Here is an 18,181-nt window from a genome sequence, read left to right as displayed (position 1 = left end):
GAGAAGCACTGTGCTCATTTGAGGAATTAAAAAAGAGAATTGAAGACTATATCTATTATTATAATAACAAGCGTATAAAGCAAAAATTGGCAGGCATGAGTCCGGTTCAATACCGTATCCATACCAGCCAATTAGCTGCATAATATAAAACTCTAACTTTTGGGGGTCACATCATTCAGGTAGCATTCTGCTTTTTATTATAGTTTTTCTTTTACACTTTCAATGACTGTTCGCCAAATTTCTGGATCTGATGTTGTCTTCTCTTTAAATTCCTTATAAAATTGCAACTGTTTTTCTTGGAAATCTGGAGCATCAGTTGGTGGTAATGTTGCTCTACCACTTTCAACCATTTGTTGTACTTCCTTTGATCGTGGTCCCCATACCAGTTTCTCGTTTCCATCTTGATCCATAAAAATAAAGATAGGAATAGCACGTGATGTTCCATTTGTTAAGTATTGATCCATTAGCTTAAGGTTTTCATCTCTTATTAGATAATGAAGTTCTACATTGCTTATTTCAGAGATTCTTTGTAGTACTGGTACACACAAAGCTGCATCTCCACACCAGTCAGCTGTTAAGACAATTCCCTTCCATTTATTTAGTAATTTCTTTTGAAAAAATATTATGTCATCTCTATGAAACTCTAGATTTTCATATACATTTAATAGTTCTTCTTTGTTTACTTTCATATTATCAACGTATTGCTTAAATGGCACACCTTTTTCAAACCATTTCACTAATGTCATATGCTTTTACTTCCTTTCTCACTCAATTAACAGAATGACATTGTTCGCTATTCTAAGTAAATTCGTCGTATCTGCTTGCATGAGTCCTCGATTAATCGCATAAAAACTGAAACATTCTTGTTTTAATTTAAGGCTGTTTTCGCATACTTTGTTGCTATTTTTACAAAAAAAGAATTTATTTTAGGTCCGTTGATTTCCGCTTCAGGCACACGCTTTCCGCGGGGAGGGAGCTGATGGTTATTTTCACTATCGTGAAAAAACCTACCTCCTCGGCTTCGCCTGCGGGGTCTCACGATTCCCTCTATCTCCCGCAGGAGTCGAGTGCCTTCCGCTCCAATCAACTCAATGTTTAACAGAGCTATCCAAATAGCAACAATCTTTACGAAAAGAGCCTAATTTAAATATAAATAAAACGCAATTCCTATTATTAGTAATATAACTAAGACTATATAAATAAGGGTAAGTCTTGTGAGGTTCCCTTTTGTTGACGTGCTATAATTTTCATCATTTTTACCTGCTAGTGAAATTGTCCATATAATTCCTGCGATTAATATAATAACTCCTAATGCTGACATTAAGATAATCTCCACAGTTGTCACCTCTTATCTTTCTTTACTTTCTTTCATTGTAAAGCATTACAAGTTGAAAATGCATTAGATTTAATGTCAATATTGTAAACTTTCCTTTTCCATATGTGAGTACCTAGTATAATTATGGTAAACTTAAAACTACTATTTTTACATGCATTAGGAGGAATGTTATGCGTAAATTGATCACGACGATAAGCCTTCTTTTTCTATATATCATTTCAATGGGCTTGTTCTTTACAAATCGGGTTATGTATATAAAAAAGAAAACAGATGAAACCATTCTTAACAGAGAACTCAATGAAAAAAGATTTATCTTATCTGAATATGAATCATTAGAGAAGCATGATATTTCCATCCCTTCAACTTTTGGCTATGACATAAAAGGAACATTTATTCCAAGTGACATTGAAACGAACAAATATATGATTATCTGTCACGGAGTTACGATGAATCGTCTTAATTCAATTAAATATATGTATTTATTTCATCACCGTGATTTTCATGTTGTAATGTATGATCACAGACGTCATGGTGAAAGTGGTGGAAAAACGACCAGTTATGGGCATTATGAAAAGTTTGATTTACAAGCTGTTGTTAATTGGACAAAGGAAACGTTCGGTGAAGATATTTTATTAGGCATTCATGGCGAATCTATGGGGGCAGTTACGACGTTACTTTACGCAGGCATGCTAGAAGATGGTGCTGATTTTTATATCGCTGACTGTGCATTTTCAGACTTTGAGGAACAATTAGCTTACCTTTTACGAAGAGACTTTAAGCTACCAAAACAAATAGTACTACCTATCGGTAAAACCTTTTTAAAATTGAGGGATAAATACGACATTAAAGACGTATCACCTATATCTTACATTCAAACAGTCAAAAGCCCAATATTATTCATTCATAGTAAAGATGATAATTACATTTTACCTAATATGTCTAGAAAATTGTACGATAAAAAATTCGGTCCAAAAAAGTTAGTGATTGCACCAAAAGGGCCCCATGCATATTCTCTAGGTGATAATCCCGAACTATACGAAAAAGTACTGGATGACTTTTTAAGAGATTTCATCTATTCAAAGAAAGGCTGATTTCATTAGACGTCAGCTTTTTTCTATGAAGAAATTGATAGCTAGTCCTGACTCTATCCCTATAAAAAAAGTAACAGAACATTTCCCACTGCATACTTTATAAGCATGAAAAAAATGGGGTGATTCACACATGCCTGCTATATCTGGACGTGAATATATAGACAGAATAAATAGTTTACAATCGAACGTTTGGATCGATGGAGAAAAAGTGATTGGAAAAATGTCAGAACACCGTGCTTTTAAGGGCATTATTAAAAGTCAAGCACAGTTATATGACCTTCAAGTTCATCCAAATTACAAAAGTAAAATGACCTATACCTCACCGTTGTCCGGAAATTCTGTAGGTGCTTCCTATTTAATACCGAAATCAAAAGAAGATTTACTGTTTCGACGGTCCATGATTGAAGAATGGGCAAAGCACTCAGCTGGAGTTATGGGACGTTCACCTGACTATATGAACACTGCCTTTATGTCATTTGCAGCCTCAAAAGAGTTATTTGGTGCTCGCAATCCAAAATGGGAGCAAAATGTCTGGAACTTTTACGAAATGGCTAGAGAACAAGACTTATCCTTTACTCATACATTCGTGAACCCTCAAGTAAATCGTTCTGCTTTTTACTTTCCTGAATTACAGGACGAAATTATTGCCGCACAAGTTGTAGATCAACATGAAGAAGGAATTGTCATTAAGGGCGCAAGATTGTTAGCTACCCAGGGAGGGATTACAGATGAAATTATGGTATTCCCATCAGGGGCTGGACTTCAGAGCAATTCAATGGCATATGCATTCTCAATCCCCAGCAATACAAAGGGATTAAAATTTATTTGCCGTGAACCTTACTCTTATCGAAACTCTAGTTTCGATCATCCTCTCTCATCGAGGTTTGATGAAGTTGATGCACTTGTTGTGTTTGATCATGTATTAGTTCCCTGGAACCGCATTTTTTTCCATGATGATATACCTTTAGCAGGACAACTATTTACAGATAGCAGCTTTTTTTCTTTAGTTCTTCATCAAGTTACAACTAGAAGATTAGTAAAGCTACAATTTTTACTTGGTATTGCTGAGTTGCTCGTCCAATCAATCCAGATTCAAGATTACGAACACGTCAAAAGTAAGATGAGTGAAATTATCATTCATTTAGAAACGCTAAAGGCTTTACTATTATCATCTGAGCAAAATGCAAAAGAAGATAAGTTTGGGACATTTCTTCCTGATATTACACCTTTATATGTAGGGGCGACTACTTTTTCTGCAATTTATCCAAAAATTACTGAAATCTTGCAGCAACTTGGAGCCAGTGGCTTAGCTTCATTACCAACGGAGGGAGATTTCACATCTGAAATTTGCCCTGATTTAGAACGGTATTTACAATCATCGACGGTTTCAGCTAAAGAGCGTGTAAAGCTGTTTCGCTTAGCATGGGACTACTGTATGAGTGCATTTGGTTCAAGGCAAACCTTATATGAGCGTTTCTTCTTTGGAGATCCGATTAAGCTTCAAAGTAATTTATACAAAAGCTACGATATAACTTCTCATAAAAAACAAGTTCATAACTTTATAGAAAGAAAGGAAATTTTATAGGGCTTACGTCCATTTCGCTAATTTCTGTGTATTTGTCCATACACTTCTCTGCTCCTACACATACCTTATTAGTGGGTAATATAAATCTTATCTTATATTATCTAAAATTAGGATTAAGGAGCGTGTTAAAATGGGTTACGGATATGGATACGGTGGTTACGGCTACGGTGGTGGCTATGGCAATAACTTTGCGTTAATCGTAGTATTGTTCATTCTTCTAATTATCGTTGGCGCTACTTTTTATAACTAATTTGAGTCGGTAGTAACCGTCATGATGTTTGCCTCCTTTATTAGACCAGCTTCCCGCCTTGAAGCTGGTCTCGTTTTTTGTAATTAGGCTGTTTTCGCATAGTTTGTTGTTTTTCGGACAAGTCGACAAAGTGCGTAAGGATTAAAGTTTCAGGGCATCTTACCGTCAAAAATAAAGAATAATTCATTTGATTTACTTATTGAAGATGATTAGATTTTGATTAATAACAACATGTTTCAAAAAGACCCTATACTTATCATTATTTGAATTTTCTTCATTTTATCTATACTATGAACATATATGAGATAAAGGAGGGGATATGTATGGCAAAGGTACAAATTAAAGTGATGAATAACGGACCTTACCGAATTACTGGGGAAGTTGAATTAGTGGATGCGGATGGTAATGTTTTTGAAGCAAAACCCGCATTTTCATTATGTCGATGTGGATTATCATCAAAACTCCCATATTGTGATGGAACACATAAAGGAAAATTTGAGTCTGTTGTGAAGGCTGAAACTGAATAAATTACAGAACTTTGGAAATTGCCTTATGAAGAAGTTACCATCGATTTGGTTAAGAAAGCTTATCTTTATGGCAAGAAAACAGCGTAGGATCAAAATCCTTCGCTGTTTTTTTATGGTGATACTTTGATATAGAATGAGCCGATTACGTTCTCTTTCTCCTTTACGGTGACCTTCCATTCTCCAGCTTCATCAACCATGAGAGGAAATTGATAAAGGGCTTTCGCTTCTAGTTTATTTACTATTTTACTAGAAATAGAGTCTTCCATTTTTTCTATTTCCGAAGTGGTCATTAAGGTTCCCTTCTTTCGTACTAAATCTATAGTAAGATTACTTCCCTCTACCGCTTCCCAGAGCACTACCTTAATAGCGCCTTTCTCAGACACCTTATAGACCTCTGTTGCTTCTTGAACATATGCAACCTTATCTATTTCACCTTCTACAAAATAGGTATTACCTTCGATTGCAATTTTCATAAATGGTGGTTGATACGTTATGTAGCTATACACTCCAAAGCTTAGGAGTAATATTCCTGTAACAACAAGTCCACCTACTAATCTCCTAAAACCCTTTGCAGAAAAACTCGACATAAAATCAACATATGGATAGTACCGATCAATGAGAAATAATAAAAGTGCTGTTATTAATAATGCTGATCCAGTAAATAAATGTGCCATATTTCATTTCACCCCTTTACTAAATCTATACGCACCGCAGGCAAATAAGTTTCAACATTCCGAATTTTTTCTTTAACTATTCAATATGCTTCTGTATTAAATCTAAATAGTGTTGAAAAGCATCCTCGTTTAAAAATTCTCCGATTTCTACATGTTCTAACTTATGTTGAAATAACTGTTCAAACCTTGACTCTTCTGACAAAATTGTACTTCCTGATATGGCTAGTCGATGATACATATTCTTTTAACTCCTAACGCACAAAGCCATGGAACAAGTCCATGGCCACACTATCTATATATTAAAGTATGTATTCATTTTCATGTATTTGGTGCGTAGCTTCTTCCTTTAGTTTGTTATGCATTTTTGCATACTGTGTGCTTGATTCTGCTACACCAATAAAAATCGCAACAACAACAAATCCGATTAATAGTTTCCCGATTCTTTCGCTCATTCATTCACCTCCTATCATAAAGATCATAATCTATCATTCTATCTAATTTCAAATAATAACCATTCAATTACTATTTTTCCAACTTTTGACCTAAAAAAATAGATTTCTTGTTAGACATCTTCAGGTTGTAGACAAAGTACAAAATTGTTATAAATCCCAGCCCCCAGACTGATTGAAAACGTTTGCTTTCGAGGCACGAACCCTTGTGAGGAGCGGAGTTACCATAGACGGTAATGAGCACCGGAGCAAGGTGAGTAACGAAGAAAGCGAGCGTTTGTCAACAGTCTGGAGATGTCTTGTTAGACATCTTTTGTGCTTGATATTACTTCTTTAATCATCGCCTTACAGCAAAAAATAATTCCTGTGATGAAGCAGCCAATTACAATTGTAAAACTAAACAGATGATAAGCAATGGTTGTTGATAAGAAGGTCCAGCCTAACCATAAATGTGTCTCTTTAATTTTCTCCATTTACTTTTTCAGCCTTCCAATAGTTTTCACTAATAACCTCTGCTAATACATTCACTGTGTTCTTCAACTCTGCCATATCATTGTCTACTCCACCCATCTCAATTAATAATGCGTTAGGTGATAGATCTTGATTATATACACCGTTCACGCCTTCTCCACCTTGTGGAAGAAGTCCACGACTTAACCCAGGATACTTATCTTCGATGAGGTTATGTAGTTGCAGAGCTAATGCTGCATTCTTTTCATAATTCTTATTTTCTTCTCCTATGACAAAGGCAATTTTGGCATAGCGTTGATTATTAATGGTAACTGTTGTATCTTTCTTTCTTAAAGAATCTCGATGTAAATCAAGGAAATACGTTAGTTTTTTATCACTATTCATCGCTTCTGTAACAAATTCTCTTGAAACACGATAAGCGCTCGTATGCTTCAAGTTGCGATCAGCTAATTCTTGTCCCATATTCGTTTTATCGACGATTGTTTGAATCCCTTTTTCTTCAAGCTTCTTTCCTAATAATTCCCCAATTAGCGTGATGTTTGTCTTTGCATCACTTGCTTTATTTGCATCTTCTACATCCTGCAGTCCAAGTAGGGGGAAATATGATTCATAGCTATGAGTATGGTAAATAAAGAATGTGTCTTCTGATAATGTGCCAGTCGGTGTTTGTGTGTCATCCTTATCAGCAAGCAGTTCCTTTAATTGCTCTTCTGCCATCTCTCTTTCTTGTAGCAACACTTCCATAGGTGGTGTCGATTCAATTGGTATGTTCGTGAAATTTGTTCCAACTCCTGCTACTAATATTTCAGCATGATAGCTTTGCATTCCCGGAATTTCTGTTCCAAGTAAACTCCGTATATCACCAAATCTAATATTTGATACAAACTCTGCTCCTACTTTAAGTACAGAAACTTCTTCCTTTACTGGAATTACTGAAGAAAAGTGTTGATTTTCACTACTTATGATTTCTATTAATTGCTCTGATGAAATAATGGGAATATGATTACCAACCTTATTAATTGTAAAAAAGGTGTTATTAATGATAAAAACTGGTGCGATTAGCAAGAATAAAAGGGGTACAATAAAGAACCATATATATTTACTTGCAGTATGACTTTTCGGTTGAATATACATAACAACCTCCAACTAAAAAATTACCTGTCTATTACAATATATAAAGACTGGCCATGGCTAGAACAGAGTTTTTAATTTTTTTCATTTCTTTCTTGTATTCTTTCGTTCGTTACTTCTATACTAGCTATATAATACTGAAGGAGTTGATACATATGATCGTGAAGGTTACTAAGCCTGTATTTGCTGAATCTGCCAGCCAATTAGTGAATACAACAAACAATTATGAAGGTACGATTTTACTTAAAAAGGAACATTGGGTTGTTGATGCGAAAAGCTTACTTGGTGTACTTGCATTATCTCTACAACCTGGTCAAGAAGTGGAAATTGAAGCAAAAGAAAATCCAGAAGCAATAGACGCTATTCTAGCACTTGGTTTCTTCGAAAAATAAAAAGCTAGGAATGGTAATGCACCCCGAAAGTTCTAACTTTATGGGTCACTGCCAATCCTAGCTTTTTAGTTTGATTCATTTGTTGCGGAGAGCCATAATGTTTCTCCAATTGCCAACACCTCTAGCTGGCCTTGATCAATCTGTAGTCGCTTCCATTCTTTCTCTAATCGTTTCAATGCCTCTGGTCCTGTATCATCTGCGAGTCGATACGCTCCGTAATGCATCGGAATGAAGGTTTTCCCCTTCAGTTCAAGAAACGCCTTTACGCTATCTTCAGGATTTATGTGACTTACAGACATAAACCATTCTGGTTCATATGCTCCAATTGGCATTAACACGATATCGATTTCGTATTGGTTTGCAATATCTTGAAATCCACGAAAGTATCCTGTATCACCAACAAAATAAACCGAGCTATTTCCATCCTCTACAATCCACCCTCCCCAATGGGAAGTATTTATATCTGTTAACGTTCTTCTTGTCCAATGTTGAGCCGGAACAAAGGAAATTCGAAGGCCTTCATGTTCGAATTGATCCCACCAATTTCCTTCAACAACTTTTTTGTATCCTCTTCTTACAAAGGCGGCTTTCAACCCAATCGGAACATAAAAGGTTGGGCTTCCTTTTAATTTCTTTATTGTAGGAAAATCCAGATGATCGTAATGTCCATGGGAAATTAAAACAACATCAATCTCAGGTAAATGATTCATTTCTATTCCCGGCTCTGTTAATCTTTTTTGAGTTCCCATCCGCTTTGCCCATACGGGATCTGTCAGGATATTAAGCCCACCCAGCTGTATGAAGAACGTAGAGTGACCTATCCATGTTATAGAAGGTTTCGTACGATTTCTTCTGAGCTCTTCCACCTCTTTCTGACTTGCTTGTGGAATTTGAACCGATAAATCCTTTTTTTTAGATTTTCTTTCTCTTTGCCAATTTCTCATATCAGAAAATGTTTTCTTGTTATCGATACGGTCCATATTCTCGTATCTTACTCTTCCCATCGTAATCCCTCGCAGTATGTATTACTCACAACAGTAAACTCATGTGGTACTCATCATAATACTTTGCATTTACCTTCAATGCTTTTTCTTCAAATCCATATGCTTGAAAACCAACACTATTATAAAGTCTTTTTGCTTTTTCATTACTTGAAACAACCGAAAGTTTTATTTTTTCGATTTCTTTTATTGTTTTCGCTTTATTGATCGCTTCTGTAACTAATAATTTTCCAATTCCTTTTCCTTGATGCCCAGGTGTGACATACATAGCAAAAATATTTGCAATATGACGAAGCTTGAGATTCTGTTCTTGAATAAGAGTCACAACACCGACTAATGCTTTCTCTTCAAATGCTCCAAAAGTAAAATTACCAGGGGCTTCAAAATTTTTAGCTACTTGTTCTATAGGAAATTCTCGTTTTATTGCTTCTTCATAGCTTGAAGAGAATGCCTCAGGATTTTGTTGTAGTGCTTCAAGTCGTAACTGCCAATACAGTTTTGCGTCTTCTCGTGTCAGTAATCGAATATACATCCCCATTCCTCCCTTTACCTTTGGTTGATAGTCTATACTTTATTTACCATTTGTTCAACTAAATGCTTTTAACATAGGAAAAGACCTCCATTAAGAAGGTCTTTTGTCTTAACTTGCTATTTTATATTGTGAAGAGCTTTTTGATAATGTACGACGCAGTCTCATTGCTAACGTTGCTGCAAACAGCACTAATACTAAATCCTTTGGAAATGGAGGTACCATCCATAGCCATGCCATTTTATAGGTGAATCCTTCTGGTGCTGCTGCCCATAGTTTGTATGCCATATACATAATGTTTGTGCCCACTACATAATTGACAAGCAATCCAGCAATTGATGCAATAATGAAAGTTCTCACTGTTTGGCTCTTTTCAATGATTTTACCTGTTACAAATGCAGCTAAAGTAAATGATAAAATAAATCCAAAAGTTGGACTGAATATAACAGCTGGCCCACCACTAAATTGCGCAAATACAGGCGCTCCAACGAGACCGAGCAATGTGTAAACAATCATTGATAATGCTCCTAATCTACTTCCTAACACCGCTCCCGCTAAGACACAAAAGAAGGTTTGGAGCGTTATAGGTACATCGCCAATTCTTAAAAATGGTGCCCAAGATGTAATGTTTGCACCAATTGCCATTAAGGCTACAAATAAGCTTACAAATGTTAAATCCACTGTTCTAAATTTGTTTTTTGTTTTCATAATTCCACCTCTTGTTTACTTTTGGTAAATCTTACTCTTTTCATAGAATAATAGTTTCACCACACTAATGTCAACCTTATTTTATTTTAGTTAACATATAAAAAGCACAATCTCGCTTGATTATGCTTTTTCTCATCTATTATGGGCTGTCCATCCTGTATAATACCCCGCTAAAAATATTGTTATGATTATAATAAAGTGAAAAATAATCCAACCCCATCTTCCATAACGGAATGACTTGGAGCTTATAGGTTTTCTAGATTCACGAGGGATTAATTTTCCCCCGATAAATTCAAATAAGAGTAAGAATATCCACCACCATGTAAAGGAATCCCATGCATCCCATTTAGCTTCATAGTTAATGATTTTAACCGGATGATATAACACGAACACTTCCAATACCATCGCGATGTGCACAAGTGCCCAATAAAACGGAATTTTCCACGGCCAATTTTTGGGGACTATATCGAACACCAACTAATACATAAAAAGGGATGGTGGTAAACATTTCTATTATTGGAATTGGCGATAATGGTACAAGCTTCACCGGGAACGAATAAAATCCCATTGCCACAAATAATAAACATAGCAGCGCGCCAGCCATACTACTTGCTATATAAAGTATTATGTATTTTTTAACATTACTTTTTATAATGATGATACTCCCTATAATACTTATTACTACTGCCCCAAGTTCAAAAATCCGCTCAATCATAGGTTACCAACATTTCTCTCTCAGTTTAGTACAAGTTTACCCTAGCAAGTAGGATTTCAGACCTATTACCATATAAAATAAACAGGATAGAGCTTGTAATGACTCAAAAGCTCTATCCTTTGTTTATGTTACTTTTCTACAAATTGAAAATCACTACCACTCATAAATACATCTTTCGGAATACGCACGTACAATATCTCATTTCCCATGTACATATGGCCTTCATACGATTCTTCTCTACTTCTGTCAGGTTTAAATTGTGTAATTGTAAACTCCTTATCAAACATTGAATAGTTTAGTTCCTGCATTTCAGGCATTATGATTCGCAGGTTCTCTCCACTTAACTCGACTCCAGGAGGGTTTAGTTTCTCCTTTAACACTACATTTTCAATGATTAAATCAGTTGCATAGCTGACGACTTCCACTTTTCCATCATTAATTTCCTTTTTCTCCACGACTACAAATGAGCTAATTGCATCCCCCTTCGTCAATACTAATTTCTCACCGGTGAAATCAAATTCCCACTCACCATTACGATAAACGCCCTTAGTGTTATCAATTTCTCCTTTTGTTGCAGCTTCAAAGGCTTTTATACTGGAACTACTTATTTCCTGCAGCTCTTTTTCTGATAACGTACGATTTTGTTTATTATTATTTTCGTTTGGTAATATATAAAATAGGATCGTTGATACTAGTAGTAAGGCCCCATAGATTAATACAATCCATCTTGTCCCCCGTATATTCATAAACTTCCATCGAACACTACCTTTGATCATAAATGACACTATTAAAATCAGGATTAGAAATGTTACTACTACGAAACTCATCTTCTAACCTCCAATCTGTTACATATTACAAGTGATCCGTAAAACAGAGCTGCTGCTACTGTCAGTACCTTTACAGCGAACAGTAGAAGAGATGTTTCCTGTATAAACAATTCAATTACCTTAGTGATAAAGTTAACTTCTCCATTGTGCCTTGCACTTAAAAATAGGGAACCTAAAAATACGGTTGGTATTATGACGATAAATAGTTTATGAAGTTGTGTAAGCATGCCTACAAAATATCCAAGTGCACTAAAGAGAAGCATATATAAACTTGCTGCCACTAACCCTATTACTAATTCCGTTAAGGGAGTTGTAGCGCTTATTAAATTTGCTCCTTCACTGATGTAGAATAAATATATCTTTTGCAGATAACCTGCAAACATAGCTGATATTCCTCCAACTATACTGGCTGTTAACAGAAATAGAACATTTGAAAGACTACTTGTTAAACGGTTTGTAACAAACATAAAGTCTTCATATCTATATGCTTTTGTAGTGATAAGAACAGATGTTATAAACGACCATAGCATTGTAAATGCAATAATTAAATTGGCTGAATAATAACTTACATTAATTGAATAACTTTCTGAACTTGTTCCATATCCTCCTGTTCCTGTCGAGGAAAATAACATCGCAACAACTTGAACGGCAATTAACGTCGTAAATGCTCCTATATATGATTTTAGTTTAAATTTATACTGTCTTTTCACACTATCCGCAATACTAACCTCTGTTAAGGACATCATCTATTTCCCTCCCTGTTGTTTCAGTAATATATACACAAACATCTTCTGCCGAAATGTTATGAACCTCTAATCCTTGTAATCTAGCTTTTTCTACGTTCACGCCCGAATTTTTGACTACTACATATGACTTTCCTGCACCTAACGTTTTTTCTGCTATTACATCACAAGATTCGATCCATTCCTTTACCATTTCTGTCTTACCGCTTATCCCAATAGCATATTCCTTCAAATCGGAAACTGTTGTATGAAGACATACCTCTCCATCTTTTATTAATAAAACATCTTCTAACAAATCTTCTATTTCAGTTAAATGGTGACTGGATAATAGAATGGTACGAGGAAATTCAATATATCCCTTAAGCAACGCACGATAGAAATCCTTTCTCACAGCAGCATCCATTCCTGTTGTCGGTTCATCAAAAATTGTTAATGGACATCTTGCTGCTAGACCTAGTATTGCATTAAACGTACTCTTTTTTCCCTTTGATAGCTTTTGGTGACGCTCCTTCTGATGAAAGCCAAAATATTGAAATAATCGATTGGCCAGTTCTCGATCCCAATTTGGGTAAAAGCTTTCTGCTACTTCTAATATTTCTTGTAAGGTAAATGATGGCGAAAAACTCATCGTATCATCAATAAATATCATATTATGTGAAACCTTTAAGTTATCAAAAGGTTGTTCCGAAAACACTTTTATCTCTCCAGAAGTACTTCGAATAAAACCAGCCACAATTTTTAGTAATGTTGTTTTACCTGCTCCATTTCTTCCTATCACACCTGTAATTTTGTTTTCTTCGATTGAAAAATCAAGTGGGTTTAATGCTGTTTTATTTCCGTACTTCTTTACTAATCCCACGCTTTCAATGACGTTCATCATTCTCCCTCCTCTTCTTTACTTGCCTCTTTAATCATCTCTAGTAATTCTTCTTCTGTTACGTCTAACCGTTTCGCTTCTAACACAATTTCCTGAACTAATCGCTTCAACGTTTGACTCTTCCTTTTTCTTAAAATAAGTTCCTTCGCATGATGTGATACAAACATACCAAGTCCGCGCTTCTTATATAAAACGTTTTCGTCTGCTAGAATATTTATTCCTTTACCAGCCGTTGCCGGGTTGATATTGAACATTTCTGCAAGTTGATATTGGGAATACACTTTTTCATCTGACTTTATATTCTCATTCAGTATTTCTGTTTCAATCCATTCTGCTATTTGTACATAAATCGGCTTTGTACTGTCCTGATGTAAGATCAAATATGCATCCTCCTCACTTTTGTAGTACATTACTGTTGTAATGTACTATATAACAATTTCCATTTTCATGCAATAGGCAGAATAAAAAAAACACTAACCTTTTAAGTCAGTGTTTGGATTAATTTAACTATTTGTTTTGGTTTTACTTCTAAAGAAGAAAGAGCTGTGATTTCTACCCAGGTTGGCTCATAACGACCACGACTTGGATCTGAAAACTCTTCTCCCTCACCTGTTCCAAAGATACCTGAAGTGATGTCCGCTACATAAAAATATTGTATTCCTTGAAACTGCACTGTAGCTAATAAATACTTGTTCTCAATTCTTACTCCTAATTCTTCTTTCACTTCTCTAATTGTCGCCTCTTCCGGGGATTCGCCTTCCTCCACTCCTCCGCCGGGAAAGACATAATACACTTCTTCGCTTTTTGTTCTTTTTATTAATGCTACTTTTCCATTTTGAATGATAACTGCCGAGCCTCGATTTCGCAAAACCAACACCGCCTAAAGACTTAGTCACTTATTATTCGTTACACATCATTTAAAACCCTTCTTTATCAACCTCTTTTACATCAGTTATTGCCTGAATGGGTATGTGTTTACGAATGCCTTCACTTGTCATAATGCGGAGCTTTTGCTCTATTTCATCAACATAGTGAACAGTACCTGTGATTGTATAATGCTTTGTTCCTTCAAAGTACGTAAGGCAAATGCTAGCTCCATATGTCATCGCATCGCAAATAACTTCATTCATTTGTTCAAGCTGCTGTTCGTCAATTTCTTCCTTTGTTTCAAATTCATCCTCTTTCGCCCAATCTCTAAGCAGCTTTACGTGCTCGGGAAGCATCATCGAGGTCCATTTTATGTTTCCACGATCTCGAATCATGACTCATCACTCTCTTTGCTTTCCACATTATTCACGCTTTATGCCCCCCTACTAGCTTGCTGCGATGCCGTGCTGTTCCAGCATCCGTATAAGAAACCGCACGCAAAATTGCAGTAGAACCATATTTTTCTCTAATTGCATCCATCGTATAGCCAAGCGTCCGTTGCTTCGGCTTGCTTGTATAAAATAAATTCAATTGCATTTCCGTATCCTCGACAATATTAGAAAGTGCAATGTCAATTCGTCTTACCGTCTTTCCTTGATAATTTTCTTCAAACAACTCTAGACACACTTTATATAAGTCAAGGGTAATATTCGTTGGCTCATCAATTGTCCTCGAACGGTGAAAGCCTCCACCAAACTCTTCCTTGCTATATCCAATCCCAAGACTTATCGTTCTTCCTGCTTTTTTATGCTGGCGAGCTCTTCGGCCAACTTCTTCACACATTTCCAAAATGACATGCTTTACTTCGTTTGGATCTGGGTAATCACGTAATAATATTTGCCCTTTTCCAAAACTAATCTGCCCTTGCATAATCGGAGCACCGATATCAGATAAATCAATGCCATGAGCATGATAATAAAGTTGGTTGCCCATCACTCCAAATTTCTTTTCTAATAATTCAAGTCGATAGTTAGCTAACTGTCCAACTGTAAAAATTCCCATACGATTTAAATTTCGTTCCATTCGGCTCCCGATTCCCCACATTTTGCTTAACGGAGAAAGTGGCCATAGTTTTTTCTCGACATCCTGAAACGTCCACTCGGCAATTCCTTTCTTCTTCGCTTCTAAATCTAGACAAAGCTTGGATAAAAGCATATTAGGACCAATTCCAATCGCACAATGAAGACCAAATTCCTTGTGAATTTCTCCTTTAATCTTTTTCGCAATCGTATGAGCATCTCCCCATATATGTTCGACACCGTCAACTTTAAGAAAGCTTTCGTCCACGCTGTAGGTGTGAATGGCTTCTTTCGGAACGTAGCGGTGAAACAGTCTCGTAATTTCAGTTGAAATTCTTACATATGTCCCCATTTTCGGATTCACAATCTGAATGCGAGGATCGTCTGGAATTTCAAACAACCTTGACCCTGTCTTAATTCCAAACTCCTCTTTCATTCTCGGCGTTGCGGCTAGTACAATACTTCCCTGCCGATTTGTATCGCCTACTACCGCTAAATAACATGTCATCGGATCCAAACCTAGCATGACCGCCGAACAGCTTGCATAAAAGCTTTTCATATCCACACATAATATTCGCTCATATGGAAATTGACTGTAATCCATAACCATTTCCTTCTTTCAAAAAAGAATATATGTTCGTATTTTATTATACTCATAATAATAAGGGAATATACGTTCGATTTCAAATGGTAATTTTAGGACCTCACAAAATTTTGCATTGCAATATAGAAAGCCATCATTTATAAAAGAAATAAGAAAAAACAACTAGGAGTAGGATTTGTGGATAAAATATTCATTGAAAAAATGATTCGAAATTGCTTGTATCAATATCAGCATACAATTGATTCAGTACCTTTGAGTAAAGAGGATTATACAGAGTTATATGAGCGGATTATGGACATTCATAAACAAGATCAAACTGATTTAAATGAAATCATTCAAGATGTAGTGTACGAATATTTAACACAATGACAAAAGCTCGCCGATTGGCGAGCTTTACTTAATCCTGATTCTAACTTTTTCATTAAGACGACTTGGGTAGTCACTTAGTGTTAACGTTATTGGATTTGTAAAATCCAGTGTCGGCAGGACAATTCCCTCTATTTGAATATTATTGGTATCATCTGAAGCAGGTGAACTAAATCTAGAGCTAATACTGTAAGTAGCACCCGTAGCATCGACCATATCTCCTCCAAATAGATTATATGAGTGATTTTGGTCTTGAGCATTGTTATTCTTCAAAAGAAAACTAAGATCATGCCCCGATCGTTGAACACTTAAAAGTCTACCATCAGACGGAGCTTTGATAATCTTTTGATTTTCTACGTCCACTACAATTTCCAGCTCATCCTTGTCAATTGCACGAACAGAAGAAAACTCTACATACAACTCCTTAGGTTCATAAAAGTAATTACTTTCAAAAGTGATTATACTTTCATCCTCACTAAAATTTGAGGCTTTAGTCTTCCAATGTTCTCCCTTTTCATCGACAATTTTCAAATCATCGAAATTAAATATCTTCTTGTCGTTATCAGGGTCAAACTGAAGCGACAATTCCATTTCTGTTGGATGAATGACCATTTTCTCGATTGTAAACTTTTGATTTTCTATAGATGCTGCTTTATTAATGACAAACTCTGATTTCATTCCTTCAAACTTCTGTACATCAATTGTAAAAGGCATGGTAAACACGGAAGTAACAGGTCGTGCTTTATCTGCTAGGGTACTAAATAGTTGAAGAGAAAGTTCCATAGAAGACGGCCACTTGTCTGCATAGAATTCAATGGTCCCTGATACTGGATCAGTACTAACTTCTTGTAAAGATCCGTACGAGAATGTCGCATCAAAATCTTCATTCGTTTCTAGGTCTACAAGTGATATTTTCCCTGGCATGATATCACCTAAATCCCGATCACTTTCTACCGTATAAAATAATACCATTTCATTATTATCAACTATTACAGAGTCAATGGTTACCTTTACTCCATCATGCACATCAGACACACCAATTGGCTGGATGAAATCATTCTCTATAGCAGATATTAAGCCTTTATCAGACCGCACTAGCTCTACAATTTTTTCAAAGCCGGGAATATTGCTAATATAGCCGGCAAAGGTTGGGGAAACACGAATCATCGATAGCATCGCAATTAACAGAACTGCTGCAATCAGACTACTAAAACGGTAAACAGACGCCCTTTTACGTTTCACTTTTGCGGTTTGAATACCAGCTTGGATATATTGATCAATCGAATCAGGAATTATTATATTGTCATATTGTTGTTTCACATTGCTTAACTTTGCTTCTTCTTTTTCAAACATGCTTCTCCCCGCCTTTCTCGTCTAACTGTTTACGTAATACTCTTAGCGCTTTATGCAACCAAGTTTTCACAGTTCCTTCTGGACATTCCATTATTTCGGCAATATCACTAATTTTATAATCATGAAAATACTTTAATGTAATAACCTGTTTACTTCGTTCGTCAAGGGCATCTACTGCTTCTTCTAGCTCGATTCTTTCATGTGAATCCTCTGCCGCTGTCGCATGATCTAATTCATGTGACTGCAATGTTACTCGCTTTTTCTTACGAAGTTCATCATTACAATAATTCAACATAATTCGAACGAGCCATGTGGTAAAATAGGCAGGCTCCTTTACCTTCCTCACAGCTTTAAATGCACGACATGTAACCTCTTGAATAGCTTCTAGTGAATCCTCTTGATTTCTCAAATAAGAGTAAGCAATTCGAAATAATTGGTCTTTATGTTCAAGCATTAGTGTATAAAATGCTTGTTCATCCCCTTTAATCGCTCGTTTTATGAGCAGCTCGTTCTCCATACAATCGCTCCCTAACATGCATGTGTAGTTATCTGTTTAGTAATTAGACACCGTTCTATATAAAAAGGTTTTAATTTATTTAAAATTAT

General features: G+C 35.9%; 26 protein-coding genes. 7 read left to right on the top strand and 19 right to left on the bottom strand.

Features of this window, described 5'->3' with window-relative positions:
* Positions 1 to 143 (top strand): IS3 family transposase (locus JR050_RS07040; protein WP_204202806.1); only part of this gene is annotated, 143 nt, incomplete at its 5' end.
* A 54-nt stretch (positions 144 to 197) separates the two neighbouring features.
* On the opposite strand, the gene JR050_RS07035 is transcribed toward JR050_RS07040, so the two are convergent.
* Positions 198 to 746, bottom strand: a complete 549-nt coding sequence (locus tag JR050_RS07035) for a thioredoxin family protein (RefSeq protein WP_204202797.1) — start codon at positions 744 to 746, stop codon at positions 198 to 200.
* A gap of 760 nt (positions 747 to 1,506) precedes the next feature.
* On the opposite strand from JR050_RS07035, the gene JR050_RS07030 reads away from it, so the two are divergent.
* The 4 genes from JR050_RS07030 to JR050_RS07015 all read left to right on the top strand — a co-directional run bounded on the left by JR050_RS07030 (position 1,507) and on the right by JR050_RS07015 (position 4,789).
* Positions 1,507 to 2,427, top strand: a complete 921-nt coding sequence (locus tag JR050_RS07030; protein ID WP_204202796.1) for an alpha/beta hydrolase — start codon at positions 1,507 to 1,509, stop codon at positions 2,425 to 2,427.
* Positions 2,428 to 2,557: 130 nt separating this feature from the next.
* Positions 2,558 to 4,012 (top strand): 4-hydroxyphenylacetate 3-monooxygenase, oxygenase component, encoded by a 1,455-nt coding sequence (gene hpaB / locus JR050_RS07025; protein ID WP_204202795.1) that lies wholly within the window; start codon positions 2,558 to 2,560, stop codon positions 4,010 to 4,012.
* Between the two features lie 130 nt (positions 4,013 to 4,142).
* Positions 4,143 to 4,262 carry a YjcZ family sporulation protein gene (locus JR050_RS07020; protein ID WP_149217930.1) on the top strand — a complete coding sequence of 40 codons (120 nt, stop codon included), beginning with the start codon at positions 4,143 to 4,145 and terminating at the stop codon, positions 4,260 to 4,262.
* A 290-nt stretch (positions 4,263 to 4,552) separates the two neighbouring features.
* The gene (locus tag JR050_RS07015; RefSeq protein ID WP_430392864.1) at positions 4,553 to 4,789 is read left to right on the top strand and encodes a CDGSH iron-sulfur domain-containing protein; all 237 of its coding nucleotides are present in this window, start codon (positions 4,553 to 4,555) and stop codon (positions 4,787 to 4,789) included.
* Between the two features lie 110 nt (positions 4,790 to 4,899).
* Here the strand turns inward: JR050_RS07015 and JR050_RS07010 are convergent, their stop codons facing one another.
* From JR050_RS07010 to spoIIP, 5 genes are all read right to left on the bottom strand, one after another.
* Positions 4,900 to 5,463 carry a hypothetical protein gene (locus JR050_RS07010; RefSeq protein WP_204202793.1) on the bottom strand — a complete coding sequence of 188 codons (564 nt, stop codon included), beginning with the start codon at positions 5,461 to 5,463 and terminating at the stop codon, positions 4,900 to 4,902.
* Positions 5,464 to 5,539: 76 nt separating this feature from the next.
* The gene (locus JR050_RS07005) at positions 5,540 to 5,701 is read right to left on the bottom strand and encodes a hypothetical protein (RefSeq protein WP_204202792.1); all 162 of its coding nucleotides are present in this window, start codon (positions 5,699 to 5,701) and stop codon (positions 5,540 to 5,542) included.
* Between the two features lie 61 nt (positions 5,702 to 5,762).
* Positions 5,763 to 5,915, bottom strand: coding sequence for a hypothetical protein (locus JR050_RS07000; RefSeq protein WP_204202791.1), 153 nt, complete (start codon positions 5,913 to 5,915; stop codon positions 5,763 to 5,765).
* A 299-nt stretch (positions 5,916 to 6,214) separates the two neighbouring features.
* Complete coding sequence (locus JR050_RS06995; protein ID WP_204202790.1) at positions 6,215 to 6,385, bottom strand: hypothetical protein; 171 nt, start codon at positions 6,383 to 6,385, stop codon at positions 6,215 to 6,217.
* Positions 6,372 to 7,517: a stage II sporulation protein P gene (gene spoIIP, locus JR050_RS06990; protein ID WP_204202789.1), complete on the bottom strand. Its 1,146-nt coding sequence runs from the start codon at positions 7,515 to 7,517 to the stop codon at positions 6,372 to 6,374. The genes JR050_RS06995 and spoIIP overlap by 14 nt, the downstream gene beginning before the upstream one ends.
* 152 nt (positions 7,518 to 7,669) lie before the next feature.
* Here spoIIP and JR050_RS06985 point away from each other — a divergent pair, with 152 nt between their 5' ends.
* Positions 7,670 to 7,906, top strand: coding sequence for an HPr family phosphocarrier protein (locus JR050_RS06985; RefSeq protein WP_204202788.1), 237 nt, complete (start codon positions 7,670 to 7,672; stop codon positions 7,904 to 7,906).
* A 65-nt stretch (positions 7,907 to 7,971) separates the two neighbouring features.
* Here JR050_RS06985 and JR050_RS06980 read toward each other — a convergent pair whose 3' ends face one another.
* From JR050_RS06980 to JR050_RS06930, 11 genes are all read right to left on the bottom strand, one after another.
* Entirely contained in the window at positions 7,972 to 8,910 is a 939-nt protein-coding gene (locus tag JR050_RS06980) for an MBL fold metallo-hydrolase (protein WP_204202787.1), read from the bottom strand.
* Positions 8,911 to 8,935: 25 nt separating this feature from the next.
* Positions 8,936 to 9,439, bottom strand: coding sequence for a GNAT family N-acetyltransferase (locus JR050_RS06975; protein WP_204202786.1), 504 nt, complete (start codon positions 9,437 to 9,439; stop codon positions 8,936 to 8,938).
* A 108-nt stretch (positions 9,440 to 9,547) separates the two neighbouring features.
* Positions 9,548 to 10,144, bottom strand: a complete 597-nt coding sequence (locus tag JR050_RS06970) for a biotin transporter BioY (protein ID WP_204202785.1) — start codon at positions 10,142 to 10,144, stop codon at positions 9,548 to 9,550.
* Positions 10,145 to 10,511: 367 nt separating this feature from the next.
* Positions 10,512 to 10,859, bottom strand: coding sequence for a CBO0543 family protein (locus JR050_RS20275; RefSeq protein ID WP_239454171.1), 348 nt, complete (start codon positions 10,857 to 10,859; stop codon positions 10,512 to 10,514).
* A gap of 128 nt (positions 10,860 to 10,987) precedes the next feature.
* On the bottom strand, positions 10,988 to 11,686 hold the full coding sequence (locus JR050_RS06960; protein WP_204202784.1) for a hypothetical protein: 699 nt from the start codon (positions 11,684 to 11,686) through the stop codon (positions 10,988 to 10,990).
* Positions 11,683 to 12,432 carry a hypothetical protein gene (locus tag JR050_RS06955; protein ID WP_204202783.1) on the bottom strand — a complete coding sequence of 250 codons (750 nt, stop codon included), beginning with the start codon at positions 12,430 to 12,432 and terminating at the stop codon, positions 11,683 to 11,685. The genes JR050_RS06960 and JR050_RS06955 overlap by 4 nt, the downstream gene beginning before the upstream one ends.
* On the bottom strand, positions 12,410 to 13,309 hold the full coding sequence (locus JR050_RS06950) for an ABC transporter ATP-binding protein (RefSeq protein ID WP_346726717.1): 900 nt from the start codon (positions 13,307 to 13,309) through the stop codon (positions 12,410 to 12,412). The genes JR050_RS06955 and JR050_RS06950 overlap by 23 nt, the downstream gene beginning before the upstream one ends.
* Positions 13,306 to 13,686 (bottom strand): GntR family transcriptional regulator, encoded by a 381-nt coding sequence (locus JR050_RS06945; RefSeq protein WP_204202782.1) that lies wholly within the window; start codon positions 13,684 to 13,686, stop codon positions 13,306 to 13,308. Before JR050_RS06945 ends, JR050_RS06950 begins: the two co-directional genes overlap by 4 nt.
* A 101-nt stretch (positions 13,687 to 13,787) precedes the next feature.
* Entirely contained in the window at positions 13,788 to 14,174 is a 387-nt protein-coding gene (locus JR050_RS06940; protein WP_204202781.1) for an NUDIX hydrolase, read from the bottom strand.
* A 49-nt stretch (positions 14,175 to 14,223) separates the two neighbouring features.
* On the bottom strand, positions 14,224 to 14,568 hold the full coding sequence (locus JR050_RS06935; protein ID WP_204202780.1) for a YolD-like family protein: 345 nt from the start codon (positions 14,566 to 14,568) through the stop codon (positions 14,224 to 14,226).
* Between the two features lie 31 nt (positions 14,569 to 14,599).
* On the bottom strand, positions 14,600 to 15,856 hold the full coding sequence (locus JR050_RS06930; RefSeq protein ID WP_204202779.1) for a Y-family DNA polymerase: 1,257 nt from the start codon (positions 15,854 to 15,856) through the stop codon (positions 14,600 to 14,602).
* Between the two features lie 177 nt (positions 15,857 to 16,033).
* On the opposite strand from JR050_RS06930, the gene JR050_RS06925 reads away from it, so the two are divergent.
* Positions 16,034 to 16,225, top strand: a complete 192-nt coding sequence (locus tag JR050_RS06925; RefSeq protein WP_204202778.1) for a YqzH family protein — start codon at positions 16,034 to 16,036, stop codon at positions 16,223 to 16,225.
* Between the two features lie 24 nt (positions 16,226 to 16,249).
* Here JR050_RS06925 and JR050_RS06920 read toward each other — a convergent pair whose 3' ends face one another.
* Positions 16,250 to 17,575, bottom strand: coding sequence for a DUF4179 domain-containing protein (locus JR050_RS06920; protein WP_204202777.1), 1,326 nt, complete (start codon positions 17,573 to 17,575; stop codon positions 16,250 to 16,252).
* Complete coding sequence (locus JR050_RS06915) at positions 17,568 to 18,092, bottom strand: sigma-70 family RNA polymerase sigma factor (RefSeq protein ID WP_204202776.1); 525 nt, start codon at positions 18,090 to 18,092, stop codon at positions 17,568 to 17,570. Before JR050_RS06915 ends, JR050_RS06920 begins: the two co-directional genes overlap by 8 nt.
* Between the last annotated feature and the right edge of the window lie 89 nt (positions 18,093 to 18,181).

Source organism: Bacillus suaedaesalsae (assembly GCF_016890225.1).
Lineage (GTDB): Bacteria > Bacillota > Bacilli > Bacillales > SA4 > Bacillus_BS > Bacillus_BS suaedaesalsae.
Note: the sequence above shows the minus strand (reverse complement) of the source record. Positions and strands in the feature narration are given on the sequence as shown.